Source organism: Maribacter sp. 6B07 (assembly GCF_002700155.1).
Classification (GTDB): Bacteria; Bacteroidota; Bacteroidia; order Flavobacteriales; family Flavobacteriaceae; genus Maribacter; species Maribacter dokdonensis.
This window is the reverse complement of the sequence record NZ_PDUT01000005.1, coordinates 162,514-181,638: the sequence shown is the minus strand read 5'-3', so window position 1 is coordinate 181,638 and position 19,125 is coordinate 162,514. Positions and strand designations below refer to the sequence as shown.

General features: G+C 36.1%; 16 protein-coding genes. 12 read left to right on the top strand and 4 right to left on the bottom strand.

Annotated elements, in window-relative coordinates; genetic code table 11:
* The 3 genes from apaG to CSC80_RS19210 all read left to right on the top strand — a co-directional run bounded on the left by apaG (position 1) and on the right by CSC80_RS19210 (position 2,720).
* Positions 1-387 carry a Co2+/Mg2+ efflux protein ApaG gene (apaG, locus tag CSC80_RS19220; RefSeq protein ID WP_058106077.1) on the top strand — a complete coding sequence of 129 codons (387 nt, stop codon included), beginning with the start codon at positions 1-3 and terminating at the stop codon, positions 385-387.
* A gap of 81 nt (positions 388-468) precedes the next feature.
* Complete coding sequence (gene pruA, locus CSC80_RS19215; RefSeq protein ID WP_099193503.1) at positions 469-2,097, top strand: L-glutamate gamma-semialdehyde dehydrogenase; 1,629 nt, start codon at positions 469-471, stop codon at positions 2,095-2,097.
* A gap of 113 nt (positions 2,098-2,210) precedes the next feature.
* Positions 2,211-2,720, top strand: a complete 510-nt coding sequence (locus CSC80_RS19210; RefSeq protein WP_058106054.1) for a DinB family protein — start codon at positions 2,211-2,213, stop codon at positions 2,718-2,720.
* A gap of 299 nt (positions 2,721-3,019) precedes the next feature.
* Here the strand turns inward: CSC80_RS19210 and rsmG are convergent, their stop codons facing one another.
* Positions 3,020-3,655 (bottom strand): 16S rRNA (guanine(527)-N(7))-methyltransferase RsmG, encoded by a 636-nt coding sequence (gene rsmG, locus CSC80_RS19205; protein ID WP_058106053.1) that lies wholly within the window; start codon positions 3,653-3,655, stop codon positions 3,020-3,022.
* A gap of 120 nt (positions 3,656-3,775) precedes the next feature.
* On the opposite strand from rsmG, the gene CSC80_RS19200 reads away from it, so the two are divergent.
* Together CSC80_RS19200 and CSC80_RS19195 are read left to right on the top strand one after the other, a co-directional pair.
* Positions 3,776-4,876, top strand: coding sequence for an acyl-CoA desaturase (locus tag CSC80_RS19200; RefSeq protein ID WP_058106052.1), 1,101 nt, complete (start codon positions 3,776-3,778; stop codon positions 4,874-4,876).
* 15 nt (positions 4,877-4,891) lie between these two features.
* Entirely contained in the window at positions 4,892-6,082 is a 1,191-nt protein-coding gene (locus CSC80_RS19195; RefSeq protein WP_099193502.1) for a pyridoxal phosphate-dependent aminotransferase, read from the top strand.
* 75 nt (positions 6,083-6,157) lie between these two features.
* On the opposite strand, the gene CSC80_RS19190 is transcribed toward CSC80_RS19195, so the two are convergent.
* Both CSC80_RS19190 and trkA read right to left on the bottom strand, forming a co-directional pair.
* Entirely contained in the window at positions 6,158-7,651 is a 1,494-nt protein-coding gene (locus CSC80_RS19190) for a potassium transporter TrkG (RefSeq protein ID WP_099193501.1), read from the bottom strand.
* 1 nt (position 7,652) lies between these two features.
* Positions 7,653-9,002 (bottom strand): Trk system potassium transporter TrkA, encoded by a 1,350-nt coding sequence (gene trkA / locus CSC80_RS19185; protein ID WP_099193500.1) that lies wholly within the window; start codon positions 9,000-9,002, stop codon positions 7,653-7,655.
* 228 nt (positions 9,003-9,230) lie between these two features.
* On the opposite strand from trkA, the gene ubiE reads away from it, so the two are divergent.
* Together ubiE and CSC80_RS19175 are read left to right on the top strand one after the other, a co-directional pair.
* Positions 9,231-9,968: a bifunctional demethylmenaquinone methyltransferase/2-methoxy-6-polyprenyl-1,4-benzoquinol methylase UbiE gene (gene ubiE / locus CSC80_RS19180; protein WP_058106048.1), complete on the top strand. Its 738-nt coding sequence runs from the start codon at positions 9,231-9,233 to the stop codon at positions 9,966-9,968.
* Between the two features lie 54 nt (positions 9,969-10,022).
* Complete coding sequence (locus CSC80_RS19175; RefSeq protein WP_058106047.1) at positions 10,023-10,715, top strand: porin family protein; 693 nt, start codon at positions 10,023-10,025, stop codon at positions 10,713-10,715.
* 82 nt (positions 10,716-10,797) lie between these two features.
* On the opposite strand, the gene CSC80_RS19170 is transcribed toward CSC80_RS19175, so the two are convergent.
* Positions 10,798-11,499 (bottom strand): RNA methyltransferase, encoded by a 702-nt coding sequence (locus tag CSC80_RS19170; RefSeq protein WP_343224363.1) that lies wholly within the window; start codon positions 11,497-11,499, stop codon positions 10,798-10,800.
* A gap of 72 nt (positions 11,500-11,571) precedes the next feature.
* Here CSC80_RS19170 and CSC80_RS19165 point away from each other — a divergent pair, with 72 nt between their 5' ends.
* The 5 genes from CSC80_RS19165 (at position 11,572) to CSC80_RS19145 (ending at position 19,052) form a co-directional block, all read left to right on the top strand.
* Complete coding sequence (locus CSC80_RS19165) at positions 11,572-14,136, top strand: BamA/TamA family outer membrane protein (protein ID WP_236973450.1); 2,565 nt, start codon at positions 11,572-11,574, stop codon at positions 14,134-14,136.
* 60 nt (positions 14,137-14,196) lie between these two features.
* Positions 14,197-15,264, top strand: coding sequence for a class II fructose-bisphosphate aldolase (gene fbaA, locus CSC80_RS19160; protein ID WP_058106044.1), 1,068 nt, complete (start codon positions 14,197-14,199; stop codon positions 15,262-15,264).
* A 29-nt stretch (positions 15,265-15,293) separates the two neighbouring features.
* Positions 15,294-16,169: an acetyl-CoA carboxylase, carboxyltransferase subunit beta gene (accD, locus tag CSC80_RS19155; RefSeq protein ID WP_099193515.1), complete on the top strand. Its 876-nt coding sequence runs from the start codon at positions 15,294-15,296 to the stop codon at positions 16,167-16,169.
* Between the two features lie 184 nt (positions 16,170-16,353).
* Positions 16,354-16,623 (top strand): 30S ribosomal protein S15, encoded by a 270-nt coding sequence (gene rpsO / locus CSC80_RS19150; protein WP_058106043.1) that lies wholly within the window; start codon positions 16,354-16,356, stop codon positions 16,621-16,623.
* Positions 16,624-16,835: 212 nt separating this feature from the next.
* Positions 16,836-19,052: a polyribonucleotide nucleotidyltransferase gene (locus tag CSC80_RS19145; protein WP_099193497.1), complete on the top strand. Its 2,217-nt coding sequence runs from the start codon at positions 16,836-16,838 to the stop codon at positions 19,050-19,052.
* The last annotated feature ends 73 nt before the right edge of the window (positions 19,053-19,125 follow it).

The following is a 19,125-nucleotide window of genomic DNA, read 5'->3' as shown; positions in this document are numbered from 1 at the left end:
ATGATAACACAAGTTACTAAAGGCATAAAGATATCGGTACAAACAACTTTTGAAGGCACGTTCTTTAAAAACTACAAAATGCATTATGCTTTTGGGTACACCATTACTATTGAAAACCAAAGTAAAGATGCTGTACAGTTAACTTCTCGTCATTGGAAAATATATGATTCCTTAAATGATATGGAAACTTTGGACGGCGAAGGTGTTATCGGCAAGAAACCTGTTATTCAACCAGGAGAATCGCACACTTACAATTCTGGATGTTTACTGACCTCACCTATTGGCGCCATGAAAGGCCATTACAATATGGTAATTATGAGCAACGCCCAAAAATTTAGGGTTTACATACCTACTTTTAAATTTAGTGCTCCTTTTGCTCTCAATTAAACCCTTTTAATCTTTTATTAGTTTTTAGTCCTATCCCCTTTTAGTACCTTTGGTCAACTTTTTAATTTAAAAAATTTGACAATGGGTAAAGGATTTTTTCAAGTTCCTACAGCTATTAATGAACCTATTAAAAGCTACGCTCCTGAATCACCAGAAAGAGAAGCGGTTTTAGAACAATACAAAACATATTTTAACGGTCAAGTTGATGTACCTATGTACATTGGCTCAGAAGAAGTACGTACAGGTAACACCAAACCGATGTCCCCTCCGCACGACCATAAACATATAGTTGGCACTTACCATACTGCAGATAAAAAGAACATACAGGATGCTATAGACAACTGTCTTGAATCAAGGAACGCTTGGGCCAACCTAACTTGGGAACAAAGAGCTGCCATATTCTTGAAAGCTGCTGAACTAATTGCAGGACCGTACCGCGCAAAAATTAATGCGGCTACAATGATCGCACAATCAAAGAACATTCATCAAGCAGAAATTGATGCGGCGTGTGAATTAATTGACTTTTTGCGTTTCAATGTTGAGTACATGTCTCAAATTTACGAAGAGCAGCCAGATTCTGCCGAAGGTATTTGGAACAGAGTAGAATACAGACCATTAGAAGGTTTCATATACGCCATTACCCCATTTAATTTTACTGCTATTGCGGGTAACCTACCGGCTAGTGCAGCTATGATGGGCAATGTGGTTGTTTGGAAACCAAGTGACAGCCAAATTTTCTCGGCAAAAGTTATTGTAGACATATTTAAAGAAGCTGGATTACCTGACGGAGTGATCAATGTAGTTTACGGTGACCCAGTTATGATAACCGACACTGTTTTGTCCAGCCCAGATTTTGCAGGATTACACTTTACAGGTTCTACGCATGTTTTCAAAGAGCTATGGAAACAAATAGGTAACAATATCCACACCTATAAAACATACCCTAAAATAGTTGGAGAAACTGGTGGTAAAGATTTTATTCTGGCACACCCAACAGCCAACACCAAACAAGTAGCAACCGCTATTTCCAGAGGTGCATTTGAATTTCAAGGTCAAAAATGTAGCGCAGCGTCAAGAGTGTACTTACCAAAATCCACTTCAAAAGAGATTTTAGAATACGTAAAGGCAGATATAGATTCATTTAACAAACCTGGGTCACCAGAAGATATGAGCAACTTTATTACTGCGGTAATACACGAAGGTTCTTTTGATAAATTGGTGAAATACATCAACCAAGCCAAGGAAGATGAAAATGCGGAAATTTACGCAGGTGGTGGTTTTGATAAATCTAAAGGCTATTTCATAGAGCCAACGGTAATCTTAACGACAGATCCAAAATACACCACTATGGAAACCGAGTTATTTGGTCCTGTGGTAACCGTTTATGTTTATGATGACAAAGATTGGAGCGAAACCCTTCAATTAATCGATCAAACTTCTGAATATGCATTAACAGGTGCTGTTCTTTCTCAAGATAGATACGCTATTGATGAAGCTACCAAAGCATTACAAAATTGTGCAGGTAATTTCTACATCAATGACAAGCCAACTGGTGCCGTTGTAGGACAACAACCGTTTGGAGGAGCCAGAGCTTCTGGAACAAATGATAAAGCTGGATCAGCTCAAAACTTATTACGTTGGGTCTCACCTCGATTAATTAAAGAAACCTTCGTTACTCCTGTAGATTACAGATATCCTTTTTTAGGATAAAAAAACAACTAAAAAGGCTGAAATTAATTTCAGCCTTTTTTTTGTATTTACCTTACCTTTAAAGTAAATTACATAGATTATACATTCTTAACATCAACCTTAACACACTTATTATGAAAAAGTTACTATTCACCTTACTTCTAACTAGCTGTATCTCTTTTGCCCAAGACGGACTAACACAAAGCAGCATTCAAGCAGTTTTAACCGGCAATCAATTACAGGTTGTTCAACTTGCCGAAGCTTTCCCTGAAGAAAAATATGATTGGAGACCGGCAGAAGGTATAAGTTCTGTAGGAGAAGCGCTTTTGCACGTAGCAGGTGCCAATTATTTCCTTGCCTCAAAACTAGGCTTTGCCCCGCCAGAGGATATAGACATCATGGGATTAAGTAAAATTACAGGAAAAGAAAATATTATAGCCGCCCTAAAAAAATCTAATGAATTTGTACTTAAAAACATTACGAAAGTAGAAGATGGCACTTTAGACGAAGAAGTTGATTTCGGATTTATGAAGTCAAACAAACTTGGCGGCCTATTGGCAATTATGGAACACAATGGCGAGCACAAAGGGCAATTAATAGCTTATGCAAGAACTAATGGCGTGGTACCACCATGGAGTAAATAAATAATTTTACAAAGCATAAAAAAGGTCCATCAAATGAATTTGATGGACCTTTTTTTATTTATTCAACTAAATTAACACCTCACTAACACAATATCAATGTAAATTTAACGTTAATTAATTGTAAACTCAATGTGATTTACCGAACTTTGTACCTCATTTAAAATCAATTGCTTATGATTATTGACAATTTAAAATTACATATCACATGTATTCAAATACATATTTGGAACAACTTAAAGGAATTTGCACGTAAATACAAAAAGGCATATTATAGCTCTTTTATGTTATAACACTTTCAACTACCCTTTATACTTTAAAGGCAGATAGACCATTTTCTTAGTTTCAAAAAAATCTTCTTTGAAGTAATTGGTCAACTCAAAGATTTCTGCATTTCTATACTCCTTTAATTCATCTTGCAGATCCCCGCCCTTTAAATAGAGAATTCCGTTTCTAATATCGTGTTTTGATTCTTTTTTGATTTTACCCTTTACCCAGTGAACAAAAGTAGGCATAGCCGCTACTGCTCTACTTACGATAAAATCAAATCGGTCAGGTATTTCCTCTACCCTTGCATTAATGGTCTTTACGTTGGTTAGCTGTAATCCTTCAACTACCTCATTTACTACCTTTATCTTTTTTCCTATTGAATCTACCAAAGTAAACTCAACTTCTGGAAAAAAGATAGCTAATGGTATACCGGGAAAACCACCACCTGTACCCACATCTAAAACAGATGAACCTTCTTTAAACTGAATAAATTTTGCAATTCCCAAAGAATGCAAAACATGTCTTAAATAAAGTTCATCTATATCTTTTCTGGATACCACATTAATTTTTTGGTTCCAGTCTTTATATAGTTCCTCTAGTTTCTCAAACCTTCTTTTCTGATCTTCAGATAAATTGGGAAAATTTTCAAATATGATTTCAGCAGTCATCCGTATATTTGTAAATAGATTTAATTAGTATATTCACTCGTGCAAAGATTTGGCTTTTAATTAAGCTATCAAACTATTATAGATTCAATTACATTATATTAAGTAAAAGATTACCGAATTATGGAACAAAATACCATTCGTTTCCCTAGAACTGATTCTGCCAAGTTCTTCAAAACTTTGAACAGCAGAGTTAACGAATACTTTAAAACAAATAAACTAAAAAAGACAGGTAATTGGCGATTACACCTTAAAACTGTAATCATGTTCGCTTTGTTTCTTGCTCCTTATTTTTTGATTTTGACCTTAGGTCTACCTAACTGGGCCAATGTACTTTTGACCATAGTTATGGGTATAGGCATGGCCGGTGTTGGCATGAACGTAATGCATGACGGTAACCACGGGGCCTATTCTAACAAAAAATGGGTGAATAAATTAATGGGAAGCAGTATTTACATCTTAGCCGGAAATGTATATAATTGGCAAGTACAACATAATGTACTTCACCATACGTATACGAACATTCATGAACATGATGAGGACATGGAAGCAGGTAGAATTTTACGTTTTTCCAAACATGCCGAATGGAAGAAACACCACAAGTTTCAACATTTTTATTCTGTATTTCTTTATGGTCTTTTGACTTTCAACTGGGCGATAACCACAGATTTCCAACAGATGTACCGCTATATGAAGCGTAAATTATCTTACGGAAAACTACCTAGCGCTACCATGAACTGGAGTACACTTATCATTACCAAAATATTGTACATCACCATTTGGATCGTACTACCTATGCTTATTTTAGATATTGCTTGGTGGAAAATATTAATAGGATTCTTTTTAATGCACTACGTTGCAGGTGTAATTCTTAGCGTTGTTTTTCAACTAGCTCATATTGTTGATGATGCGGACACCCCTTTACCCGATGAATCTGGCACCATGAAAAACACTTGGGCCATTCACCAACTGTTTACCACTGTAAATTTTGGAACCAAAAATAGAATAGTAAATTGGTTTACCGGCGGATTGAACCATCAAGTTGAACACCATATATTCCCTAACATTAGCCATGTACATTACACAAAAATTTCAAAAATTGTGAAACAGACGGCACAGGAATTTAATTTACCTTATCACGAGTATAAAACTACCAGAAAAGCTATAATTTCGCACTTTAAACATTTAAAAGAGTTGGGCAAAGAGCCTACTTTACAATACTAGAAATTAAGAGTACCCATGAGCAATCAACTTTCGGACAGAATCAACAGTGTTACACCGTCAGCTACTTTAGAAATGGCTGCTAAAGCCCGTGAACTTAGGGCTGAAGGTAAAGATATTATTGGTCTTAGCTTAGGCGAGCCAGATTTCAATACTCCAGATTACATTAAAGAAGCTGCAATTAAAGCAGTGAACGAAGATTATAATTCCTATACTCCAGTTGATGGATATGTAGACCTTAAAAAAGCTATCATAACCAAATTCAAAAGAGATAACAATTTAAATTATGAGCCTGCTCAAATAGTTGTTTCAACAGGAGCTAAACAATCCTTATACAATGTTGCCCAAGTTATATTGAACGCAGGTGACGAAGTAATTTTACCTTGTCCTTACTGGGTAAGTTACAGCGATATCGTAAAATTAGCAGATGGTGTACCGGTAGAAGTACCAACCACTTTGGAGAATGATTTTAAAATGACCGCTGAGCAGTTGGAAGCCGCTATTACACCAAAAACCAGAATGTTATGGTATAGTTCTCCTTGTAACCCAAGTGGGTCTATCTATAGTAAAGAAGAATTACGTGCACTAGCGGACGTACTTCAAAAACATCCTCAAATTATAGTGGTCAGCGATGAAATCTATGAGCACATTAACTATGGTGTTACGGCACACGCCTCCATGGCCGAATTTGAAGATATGTATGACCGTACCGTTACGGTAAACGGTGTTGCCAAAGCATTTGCGATGACCGGATGGAGAATTGGATATATTGGCGCCCCTGCATATATAGCACGTGCCACCAACAAATTACAAGGTCAAGTAACCAGTGGTGCAAACTGTATAGCACAACGCGCAGTTATTACAGCTTTAGAAGAATCACCAGAGCGTATAAAGTATATGGTTGATGAGTTTAAAGAAAGACGTAAACTTATTTTAAGCCTATTGAATGAAATTGAAGGTTTTAAATGTAATGAGCCAGAGGGTGCATTTTATGTGTACCCAGATGTTACCGCTTACTTTGGAAAAACCTTGAGAAGCAAGCAAATTAATAATGCATCTGATTTTTCTATGTACATATTAGAAGAAGCAAATGTAGCTACCGTTACGGGAGATGCTTTTGGTAATGGAAACTGTATTCGTATTTCTTATGCGGCGTCAGTAAAAGAAATTAAAGAAGCAATATCAAGAATTAAAGAAGCGCTGAAGTAAACCTCAGCATATATTCATAAAAAAAGTCCCTTTTTTAAAAAGGGACTTTTTTATTTCTACTATTCTTTACCTTTATTAAGTACTTTTCCAAAAATATGGTGTCAATAAAATCAGTACGGTAAATAACTCCAACCTACCGGCAAGCATTAAAAATCCGCACCACCATTTTGCAAGATCGGGCAAGCTGTTAAAATTACTTACCGGATTTAAACTTCCTAGAGCAGGACCTACATTACCTAAAGAAGATGCCGCCCCTCCTATGGCTGTTTCAAAATCCAATCCCAAAAAACCTAACACCAAAGCACCAATAATAAACAGTAACATGTACAGCACAAAGAAGCCTATTATATTATAGACAATTTTTTCCTTTACCGTTTTATCATTGTATCGTACAGGGATTATGGCGTTGGTATGTAACGTACGCTTAAATTCCAATACTCCGTTTTTAATTATCAATAAATGCCTCATAACCTTTATACCACCGGCAGTAGAACCCGCAGAACCACCCAAAAAGAACAGTCCAAAGAAAAACACGGTTAAAAAGGGTGTCCATTGCGTAAAATCAGCACTAACAAAACCAGTAGTGGTTATCACAGAGATGATCTGAAACAGTGAATGTCTTAGGGCACTTTCCGCCTTTCCTAACACCATAGGATAACCGGGAGTAAGTTCTGTAATATTTGCCTTGAAATATACCACCAAAGCAACGATTATTGTAAAAACGATGACAAAGCCTGCGTAGTATCTAAACTCTTCATCCTTAATTACTTTTTGTACTTTACCCTTAAAGGCGAAATAGCTTAATACGAAATTACTACCCGCTAAAAACATAAAGAATATGATGATATATTGAATTAAAGGCTGATCGTTCCAATAGGCTACACTTGCATTTTTAGTTGAGAATCCACCCGTAGATAACGTTGCCATTGCATGATTGATAGCATCAAAAAAGGACATACCAGCTAACTGCAATAATATGGTCTCTGCCACAGTGTATCCAAAATAAATAAGCCAAAGTCGTTTTGCCGTATCAGTAATTCTAGGGTGCAACTTATCCCCAGTAGGTCCTGGTGCCTCTGCAGAGAATAACTGCATACCACCAATACCCAACAAAGGCAGAATGGCAATTGCCAAAACAATGATTCCCATACCACCGATCCAATGGGTTAAACTACGCCAAAAAAGAATTCCTTCGGGCATGGCTTCAATATCATCCATGATTGATGCCCCGGTTGTGGTATAACCTGAAATAGTTTCAAAAAAAGCATTGGTTATCGTGGGTAACGCTCCAGAAAACAGATATGGCAACATCCCGGAAATGGACATTACGATCCACCCAAATGTTACAATGATGTATCCTTCTTTTTGTTTTACCTCTTTTTTATGCCCCCTGGTATAGTACATCATAAAAACACCAACGAACATAGTACAGATAGAAGCAAGTGCAATACTCAAGGTAGCCCCATCTTTATATAGACCACTAACAACTGCAGCCAAAAGCATAAACCCCCCATTACAAAGTAACAGAAGCCCCATGATATGAAAAATAATTCTTAAATTAAGTCGCATCTTAAAGGAACATTCGTTCTATTTTAGGAATTTCAGATGGTAGACAACAAACCACTACCCTATCTCCTTCCTGTATATTAAAACCACCAAGTGCAATGTGGCCTACCCCATCCCTAACAACACCACCAATGGTAGCCGCCTTAGGAAAATCTAACTCTCTAATAGTAGCACCGGTCACTTTAGAATTTCTTTTTACGATGAATTCTAAAATTTCGGCGTTTAAGTTGTTTAATCGCATTAATGCTACAACTTCACCTTTTCGAATGTGCCTAAATATATTGTTTGCAGCTAAAAGCTTTTTATTGATCAAGGTATCAATACCTATAGAATGTGAGAGCTGAAAATAATCCATGTTCTCCACCAAGGCTATGGTCTTTTTAATATACTTTGATTTTGCCACCAAGCAAGACATAATATTGGTCTCTGAATTGCCGGTTACCGCAATAAAGGCATCCATGGACTCTAAACTTTCTTCATCTAACAGCTCAACATTTCTACCATCACCATTAATTACCAGTGCATTTGGCAATTCGTCAGCAAGATCAAAGGCTTTCTCCTTATTCTTTTCTATCAACTTTACATTGAACTTGTTGGCACACAGATCTCTTGCTGTCTTATAACCTACTTTACTACCACCAAGAATCATTACATTCTTGATTTCAGCTTTTTTCTTTCCAGTTAATTTATACAACTCATCTACACCTTCCTTTACCGTAATAAAGTATACTTGGTCACCTTCTTTAAAAACGGTATCACCACGCGGTATAACTGTATATTGCGTTCCTGTACGTTGCAAGGCTATGGGCATGAAATGTAATTCAGGGAAAATTTTGGCAGCCTCTTTTACCATTTTACCTACAAACGGCGCAGATTTTAGCAAAGAAACCCCTACCATAATCAATTCGCCCTCCTCGAATTCATAGGTATCGTTGAATGCAGATTTATTCAACAACATTTGAATTTCAGTCGCCGCCAGTGCTTCGGGTGAAATCAATTCATCTATCCCCAGGTCAGAAAACCTTAAAAGATCCTTATTCTTTATAAACTCGGTATTTGATATTCTGGCAATAGTTCGCTTGCAACCAAGCTGTTTGGCCAACATACAGAGTGTTAAGTTCGTTGTTTCAGAAGATGTTACCGCAATAACCAAGTCAGAATTTTGCACTTGGGCATCGTTCAACACCGAAATAGAAGTAGCATCACCTTTTAAAACACGAATATCTAAATGGTTATCGGCATAAGCCAGACTCTCTTTTTTAGAATCGATTAAAGTAATATCCTGTGATTCATAGGATAGTAATTTGGCCAAATGAAAGCCTACTTCCCCAGCACCAGCAATTATAATCTTCATTTATCTTATTAGACCGCTAATTATCAAGCATAAAATTTCTCTCTTAAACACCATAAATACTTAAAAGTAGTCTTGAAAACCGTAGCAATTATTATGGGGCAAAATTACATAATTAAATTAGTTTATTCTTTATTTTCAATTCTTTAACCTATCAATGGTCAACCTTGGTGGTTAAAAAGGAGTTAAGCTCCTACTATATTGTATATTTGCCAAAAAAATAGCAATATAATGCCCCAAAAAGTTACGCCATACAAAGATTCTGACTTAGGTAAAAAGGAACAGGTGACCAAAATGTTCGATACCATTTCTAAAAATTACGACGGTTTAAACAGAGTAATTTCTTTTGGCATTGATATTAAATGGCGTAAAAAAGTTGTTGAAATTTTAAAAAAGGAACAACCTAATTCTATATTAGATATTGCAACAGGTACTGGCGACTTAGCCATAGCACTTACAAAAACAGGTGCAAAAAAAATTGTGGGCCTAGATATTTCTCCGGGAATGTTGGCGGTTGGAAAAGAAAAAGTAACCGATAAAAATTTGGACAATACCATTGAAATGGTAGTTGGTGACAGTGAAAATCTTGTTTTCGACGCTAATTCTTTTGATGCCGTAACCGTGTCTTTTGGAGTACGTAACTTTGAAACCCTTGAAACGGGTATGGCTGAAATTCTTAGAGTTTTAAAACCTAACGGCACGTTAGTGGTCCTGGAAACATCTGTACCCACCAAAACCCCTTACAAACAAGGTTACAATTTCTACACAAAAAATATTCTTCCATTAATTGGAAAAATTTTCTCAAAAGACGATTCGGCATATGGCTATTTAAGCGAATCTGCTTCCGTTTTTCCACATGGAGAAAACTTCAACAATATTTTGCGCGAAATTGGGTTTATAGATGTAACGAATAAACCTCAAACATTTGGGGTTGCTTCAATTTATGTTGCAAAAAAAGCTAATCTATAATATTAGCTGTCTTTCAATATTTATTTGACGTTTTACAATCGTAAACCAGCATTTATGAAGAAGTGGTTTTTAATACCCTTAACGTTGTTGATAACGAATTTAATGAGCGCTCAATTTAATGAGAGCCCTATATTGAATAAACAGAACGAAGATAAAAAACTCTTAAACTGGGGTTACTTCTTAGGTTTAAATCAGTATGATTTTAAAATTGAATATAAAGAAAATGCCAAAGACATATTGGTTAGCAAAAGCTTTGGATTCAACGTTGGACTAATAGGCGAATTAAGACTTAATGAATTTTTTGATGTTCGTTTTGAACCAGGACTGCATTACGGAACCAGACTAATGGGGTTTCCTGGATTTGATGATGAAAGAGATGCCATCAGGGAAATAAAATCTACCTATATCAATTTTCCGGTACTTATTAAAGCAAGTACACGCAGGTTTGGCAACTTTAAACCTTTTTTATTGGCAGGCGGATCTCGTAGCTTAAACCTAGGTAGTAACGAAGAAAGTTTGGATGATAACAGTTCTGGAACATTTAGAATGAAAAAATGGGTGTACAACTACGAACTTGGATTTGGAATTGATTTTTACCTAGAATACTTTAAGTTCACTCCATCCATACGAGGTGTCTTTGCTCTAACGGATGAACTAGTGCCCGATCAAGACCCTAACAGCCCTTGGACCGGAAATATTGAATCTCTGAAAACCCGAGGCATTTTCATCAACTTTACTTTTGAATAACATTTAACAATTAGCAATTAGCAATTAGCAATTAGCAATTAGCAATTAGCAAAAGTTAAAAGTTTCGAATTAAAAAGCCGGGCTATTTTCTTATCTCATGTAATAGAATTGCCGTTGCAGAAGCCACATTTAAGCTCTCCGTGGTTTTTTCGCCAAATTGAGGTATTGCCAATCTATCTGAACATAATTCAGCAACGGTATTTGACACTCCTTTTCCTTCATTACCCATAATCATGAATCCTTTTTTAGGTAATGTGGTAGTATTTACATTATCGCCGTCCATAAATGTTCCATAAATGGGTAATTCTGTTGACCCTAAAAATGTAATTAACGACCTATATTGAATATTAACCCTTGTTATAGACCCCATGGTTGCCTGCAACACTTTTGGATTATAACAATCCACCGTATCATTTGAACAAACAATATCGTTGATACCAAACCAATCGCAAAGCCTTATAATAGTACCCAAATTTCCTGGATCTTGAACACCATCGAGCACCAAAACCCAATCAGAGGCTATTTTTTCTACTTTTTCAGGAATATAAAATACACCAAGATACCCATTTGGGTTCTTTAAGCTACTCATTTGACTTAGCTCCCTTGCACCCACTTGCGTTACTTCATGACCGCCAATATCCAAATTACTTGGGTCAACGGCGAACAATTTGTATGGTCTCATTTGAGATTTCACAACTTCTTCCAAGGTTTTTTTCCCCTCTATTACAAATAGTCCGTGCTCAATTCGGCACTTTTTTTGCTGTAGGCTTTTGATAAGTTTCAATTCACTTTTGACAACCATTCAAATAATGTATTTTTGATTTCTATGAGGATGGCACTTTGCTCCAAAAACATCATGGCTAAATTAAGCTTATTATCCCTACTGGCAATAGTCTTGTTATCCTGTAACTCGCTAAAGAAGGTTGAGGATGATGAACTCTTGGTGATTAAAAACACCATTTATGCTGATTCTATAAAAGTTAACAACGAAGAATTAGAAAGTCTCGTCTATCAAAAACCGAATTCTACTGTTCTAGGATACCCTTTAAGGTTAAATTTATACAACCTTGCCAAAGAAAACCCTGATTCTTCTTACAACGCTTGGTTATACAGAAAAGAGAACAGAAAAAAAAGACTGGATAAACTGCTTTCAGAAAAGCAAGTGGAAAGGCTAGGCGAATCTTTTCTGGTCAAGGGACTAAGTAATTGGCTAAAGGATATTGGTGAAGAACCCACTGTTTTAGATACTACCAAAACAAGATTAAGTCTAGAAAAATTAAGCGCCTACTATCAGAGCAAAGGCTATTTCACCAACAATACCACGTATGTAATTGATAGCGCAAGGTATAAAAAGGCCAAGGTAAATTACCATATTGAATTGGGTGACCCCTATATGATAGATTCTTTAGGTAACAACATCTCATCTAGAGCAATAGATTCATTATATTTTTTAAACGCCGCAAATTCACTGATTAAAGAAGGGCAACAATTTGATCTTTCAAATTTTAACGGAGAACGTGAAAGACTAACAGGCATTTTCAGAAATAATGGTATTAGAAATTTTCAAGAAAGCTCTATAACTTTTGATATTTTAAGAGATACCGCTAGAGCTGCAGACGATCAAAAGATGAACATCACCCTTAATATAGGTGACCTAAAGACAAGAGGTGAAAATGAGGTGACCACTTCTGCTTATAAAGTTGAGAAAATCGATAAAATAAATATCTATACAGACTATCTTTCAACAAACAATCAAGATTCCATTTACACTATAGACTACCAAGACTATACCATTCACTATTCTAAAAATTTTGACATCAAACCTAAAACCTTGGCCAATGCCATTTTTTTCAAAAAGGATAGTATTTATAGAGATGTCGATAAAATTAGAACATCGAGGCAATTAAACGCACTAAACGTTTTTAAGTACCCAAACATAATATTTGAAGCAGACAGTCTTGGCAACAAAGTAAACACCAACATCTACTTGGCTCCTAAAACAAAATACGCATTGGGAACCAACTTTGAAGTGAGTAGATCTAATTTAAGAAGACTTGGTGTTGGTTTGGGCACCACCCTACTCATTAGAAACATCTTTAAAGGGGCTGAAAACTTAAGTATTTCTGCAAATGGCTCTTATGGTTTATTAAGCAGCAACACCTTTGAGGCAAATTATTTTTCTGAATTTGGCGGAGACATTTCTTTAGATTTCCCTAGAATATGGTTTCCTTTCATTAATACGTCTAGAATTATACCTAATTATACATTACCAAAAACCAGAATTGCTATTGGTACCAATTTTCAAAATAATATTGGTCTGGACAAACAAACCTTCAATACCGTTTTAGGATACAGCTGGACACCAAGTGATTTTGTAAACCACGATGTTGAGCTTTTAAATATTCAATTTGTAAGAAATGTGAACAGTAATAGGTTTTACAATGTTTATACAAATACCTACGAACTATTAGATGAAATTGCAGATTCTTATGAAGACGCTACGCTATACCCAGAACTGGCAGAATATTTTGAAACAGATGATAGTGATGATGATTTAAATTTGATTATACCTAGTGGTACAAGCGGATTCACCAATGCTATTCTAGACGGCACAGTAAGTGCTACAACAGATGATTTTGAAGATGTAAATACTATTGAAGAAAGAAGAATAAGACTCACGGAAAACAATTTAATATTTGCATCTAACTACACTTTTAATAAAACGAATAGAACTGGTGTCCTAGATAACACTTTTTATCAATTTCGTTGGAAAATTGAAGGTGCCGGCAACGTACTGTCTGCATTCTCCACTTTTATCCCGTTCAATAAAAATGACGATGATCAACTTTTGGTTTTTGGTGTTCCCTTCTCGCAATACATAAAAAATGAATTTGAATATGTAAAATATTGGGATTTAAAACGGTCAAACGTTTTGGCCGCAAGAGCATTTTTTGGCATCGCTATTCCATACGGCAACTCTGACAACATACCTTTTGTTCGTAGTTATTTTGGTGGTGGATCTAATGACAACAGAGCTTGGTTCCCATATTCATTAGGACCCGGAAGCACTTCTGCTATCAACGATTTCAACGAAGCCAACCTAAAATTAGCTTTAAATCTTGAATATAGATTTCCTATTGCAGGAGATATTAACGGAGCGATCTTCGCTGATGCCGGTAATATTTGGAACGTGCTAGATAATGTTGAAGATCCAGATGCCACTTTTGACGGTTTAGCATCTTTAAAAGATATTGCCCTTGGTACTGGCATGGGTCTTAGATACGACTTCACTTATTTCCTATTTCGATTAGATTTAGGCTTTAAAACTTATAACCCAGCTGAAATTCAGTCTAAAAGATGGTTTAGAGATTATAATTTTGCCAATGCTGTTTTGCAAATTGGTATCAACTATCCCTTTTAAATATAATTGTTTTATTACTTTTGTTTTTCATTTTTTTAAGAAACAAACAACAACATAATTATGGCTCACAACATAAAACCGGGAGTTGCAACCGGAGATGAGGTTCAAGAAATCTTCAACTACGCAAAAGAAAAAGGATTTGCACTACCTGCAGTAAACGTAATAGGTTCTGACACTATTAATGGCGTTTTAGAAACTGCAGCTAGCTTAAATGCTCCTGTAATTATACAATTCTCTAATGGCGGAGCTCAGTTCAATGCCGGTAAGGGCCTTTCAAATGATGGACAACAAGCTGCTATCTTAGGTGCAGTTGCAGGTGCTAAACATGTACACCAATTAGCAGAAGCTTATGGTGCTACGGTAATTTTACATACAGACCATTGTGCTAAAAAATTATTGCCTTGGATAGACGGACTTTTAGATGCAAGTGAAAAACATTTTGCAGAAACCGGTAAATCTTTGTTCAGCTCACATATGATCGATCTTTCTGAAGAGCCTTTAGAAGAGAACATTGAAATATGTAAAGGTTATTTAGAGCGCATGAGCAAAATGAACATGACCTTAGAGATCGAATTAGGTATTACAGGTGGTGAAGAAGACGGCGTAGATAATTCTGATGTAGATGATTCTAAACTATACACTCAACCAGAAGAAGTAGCGTATGCTTATGAAGAACTTTCTAAAGTAAGCCCCAGATTTACAATTGCCGCTGCTTTTGGTAATGTTCACGGGGTATACAAACCTGGTAACGTAAAATTGACCCCAAAAATCCTTTTGAACTCTCAAGAGTATATTTCTAAAAAATATGGTGTAAAAAACAATCATATTGATTTCGTATTCCACGGTGGTTCAGGCTCTACTGTTGAAGAAATTAGAGAAGGTATTAGCTACGGAGTAATTAAGATGAACATTGATACCGATTTACAATACGCTTTCTTAGCAGGTGTTCGTGATTATGTTCAGGACAATAAAGATTATTTACAATCTCAAATAGGTAACCCTAAGGGAGCAGATGAACCAAACAAAAAATTCTATGACCCAAGAGTTTGGTTAAGAAAAGGAGAAATATCTTTTATTGAAAGATTGAAAAAAGCATTTGAAGATTTAAATAACGTAAATACGTTATAACAACTTAGGATAACCATAAAATGGATGATATGACGGCTTGGTTTAAAAGAAAAGAAAAAGGTATACAAACCTCTACCGAAGAAAAGAAAGACACACCTAAAGGCTTGTGGTACAAATCTCCCACAGGCAAAATTGTTGAGTCAGACGATCTAGCAAAAAACTTTTATGTAAGCCCAGAAGATGATTATCACGTAAGGATAGGAAGTAAAGAATACTTTGAAATTCTGTTCGATGACAATAAGTTCACTGAACTTGATGAGAAGCTTTCTTCTAAAGACCCTTTAAAATTCGAAGACACCAAAAAATATAGTGAGCGTTTAAAAGCAGCTCAGAAAAAAACAGGGTTGAAAGATGCTGTTAGAACAGGCTTTGGTAAGTCTTATGGTAAAGACATCGTTATTTGCTGTATGGATTTTAAATTTATAGGAGGCTCAATGGGTAGTGTTGTAGGTGAAAAAATTGCCCGCGGTATAGATCACGCCATTAAGAAAAAAGTGCCTTTTATGATGATTTCTAAATCTGGTGGTGCTCGTATGATGGAAGCTGCCCTGTCACTAATGCAATTGGCAAAGACATCTGCTAAATTGGCTCAATTATCCGAAGCTGGTTTGCCGTACATTTCTTTATGTACAGATCCAACAACGGGTGGTACAACTGCATCGTACGCTATGCTAGGTGATATCAATATTGCAGAGCCAGGTGCACTTATTGGTTTTGCAGGTCCAAGAATTGTAAAGGATACTACAGGTAAAGATTTACCTGAAGGTTTTCAATCTTCAGAATTTTTATTGGAACACGGCTTCTTAGATTTCATTTCACATAGAAGATATTTAAAGAAAAAAGTTAATCTTTACATAGATTTAATTCAAAATAACCCGGTAAGAGCAGAAAAAACTTCTGCTTAATATTTTAATGATAGAACATCTTCATTAAAGATATTACGGTCCATCTTAGAGTGCTCGCCCTATCAATTGATTCGGCGAGCATTTTTGATTATAAAATATACTGCACATTTCAATAATAATTGTATATTTGCGCCCTGATTGAAAAACAATCACATACATAAAAATCATTTAAAACAATATTGGAATGTATTTATCAAAAGAAGTAAAAGCCGAAATTTTTAAAAAATACGGCGGTAGTGCAGAAAACACTGGCTCTACAGAAGGACAAATTGCTTTGTTCACACACAGAATCAACCACTTGACCGGTCACTTGAAAAAGAATCACAAAGATTACAACACTGAGCGTTCACTTGTAAAATTGGTGGGTAAAAGAAGAAGTCTTTTAGATTATATGATTAAAAATGACATTGTAAAATACAGAGAGCTTATTAAAGAACTAGGTATTAGAAAATAATTTTTAAAAAGGGGATAGTTAACTATCCCCTTTTTTTTAAGTACTCCATGCCTTAGGAGTTAAAGCCAAGTATTTTTGGCAAAGGCGAACAAAAAGCTACACACGGTTTTTCATTGGTCAACACAACAACACAACAACTCCGACCAGAGAAAATTTCAGTCGGAAAGACCATTGTTTAACAAATCTGCATGAGCAGGTTTTAATCGAATTTTATGATTCCAAAAGTATTTAAAGAGGTCATTGACCTTGGGGATGGTAGAGAAATTTCTATCGAAACCGGAAAATTGGCAAAACAGGCACACGGTTCTGTTGTTGTACAATCAGGAAAATGTATGTTATTATGTACAGTTGTTTCCAACTACAAACAAAGTGATGTGGACTTTCTTCCACTAACGGTAGATTACCGTGAAAAATTTGCTGCTGCGGGTCGCTACCCAGGTGGTTTCTTTAAAAGAGAAGCAAGACCAAGTGATGGTGAAGTATTGACCATGCGTTTAGTGGATCGTGTTTTACGTCCATTATTCCCAAAAGATTATCACTCTGAAACTCAGGTGATGATTCAATTAATGTCTCATGACGAAGACGTTATGCCAGATGCTATGGCAGGTTTAGCAGCTTCTGCAGCTATTCAACTATCAGATTTCCCTTTTGAATGCCCAATTTCTGAAGCTAGAGTTGGTCGTGTAAACGGTGAATTCATTATTAACCCAACTAGAGCACAATTAGAGGAGTCTGACATCGATATGATGATTGGAGCATCTGCAGATTCTGTTATGATGGTTGAAGGTGAAATGGATGAGATTTCTGAAGAAGAAATGACCGAAGCAATTAAGTTTGCTCATGAAGCCATTAAAGTACAGTGTGCTGCTCAAGTTAAATTAGCAGAAGCTTTTGGTAAAAAAGAAACACGTGAGTACGAGCCAGAAAGAGAAGATGCTGATTTAGCTCAGAAAATTCACGACATGGCATATGATAAAGTATATGCTGTTGCACAAGCAGGTTCTGCCAAACATGAACGTAGTGCTGCATTTGGTGAAATCAAGGAAGAAATTATCGCTTCTTTTTCTGAAGAAGAGCAAGCAGATTTCGGCGGATTAATTTCTAAATACTACAGCAAAGCTGAAAAAGCTGCTGTTAGAGATTTAACATTGAATGAAGGTTTGCGTTTAGATGGTCGTAAGACAGATGAGATTAGACCTATTTGGTGTGAGGTAAACTATTTACCTTCTACACACGGTTCTTCTATCTTTACTCGTGGAGAAACTCAAGCTTTAGCTACGGTTACCTTAGGTACAAGTAGAGAAGCAAACCAAATAGACATGCCGTCTTACGAAGGTGAAGAGCGTTTCTATTTACACTATAACTTCCCTCCTTTTTCAACAGGTGAAGCAAGACCTATTCGTGGAACATCTCGTAGAGAAGTTGGTCACGGTAACTTGGCTCAACGTGCATTAAAAGGAATGGTTCCTGAAGATTGTCCTTACACAGTACGTGTAGTATCTGAGATTTTAGAATCTAACGGTTCTTCTTCTATGGCTACTGTTTGTGCTGGTACTATGGCAATGATGGATGCCGGTGTTCAATTGAAAAAACCAGTTTCAGGTATTGCAATGGGATTGATTACAGATACTGAATCTGGAAAATATGCTGTTCTTTCCGATATTTTAGGTGATGAAGATCACTTAGGTGATATGGACTTTAAAGTAACCGGTACTGCCGATGGTATTACCGCTTGCCAAATGGATATTAAAGTAAAAGGATTGTCTTATGAAATTCTTGTAAATGCTTTAAAACAAGCTCGTGACGGTCGTTTACACATTTTAGGTAAAATTACCGAAACTATTGAAACACCAAATGCAGAGGTTAAGGACCACGCACCTACAATGGTTACTAGACGTATACCTAATGAGTTTATTGGAGCATTGATCGGTCCTGGTGGAAAAGTAATTCAGGAATTACAAAAAGAAACCGAGACTACTATCGTTATTAACGAAGACCCTGTTACCGAAGAAGGTATTGTTGAAGTACTAGGTGTAGGTAGCAAAGGTATTGATGCTGTTATGGCTAAAATAGATTCTTTATTATTTAAGCCAGAAGTTGGTAACGTTTACGAAGTAAAGGTTATTAAAATGTTGGACTTTGGTGCTGTTGTAGAATATACAGATGCTCCAGGTAATGAAGTATTGTTACATGTATCTGAATTGGCATGGGAACGTACAGAAAATGTAACCGATGTGGTGAACATGGGAGACGTATTCGATGTGAAGTACTTTGGTATAGACAAACGTACCCGTAAAGAGAAAGTATCCCGTAAAGCACTTTTACCAAAACCAGAAGGCTTTGTTGAAAGACCACCACGTGATGATAAACGTAGAGACGACCGTCGTGGAAACGATCGTAATCGCGATAGAAAACCTAGAAGAGATTAACTCTTTGTAAGTTTATTCTTAAAGCCTCGACTAATCAGTTGAGGCTTTTTTTATGTAGTTCAACGGAAAAATG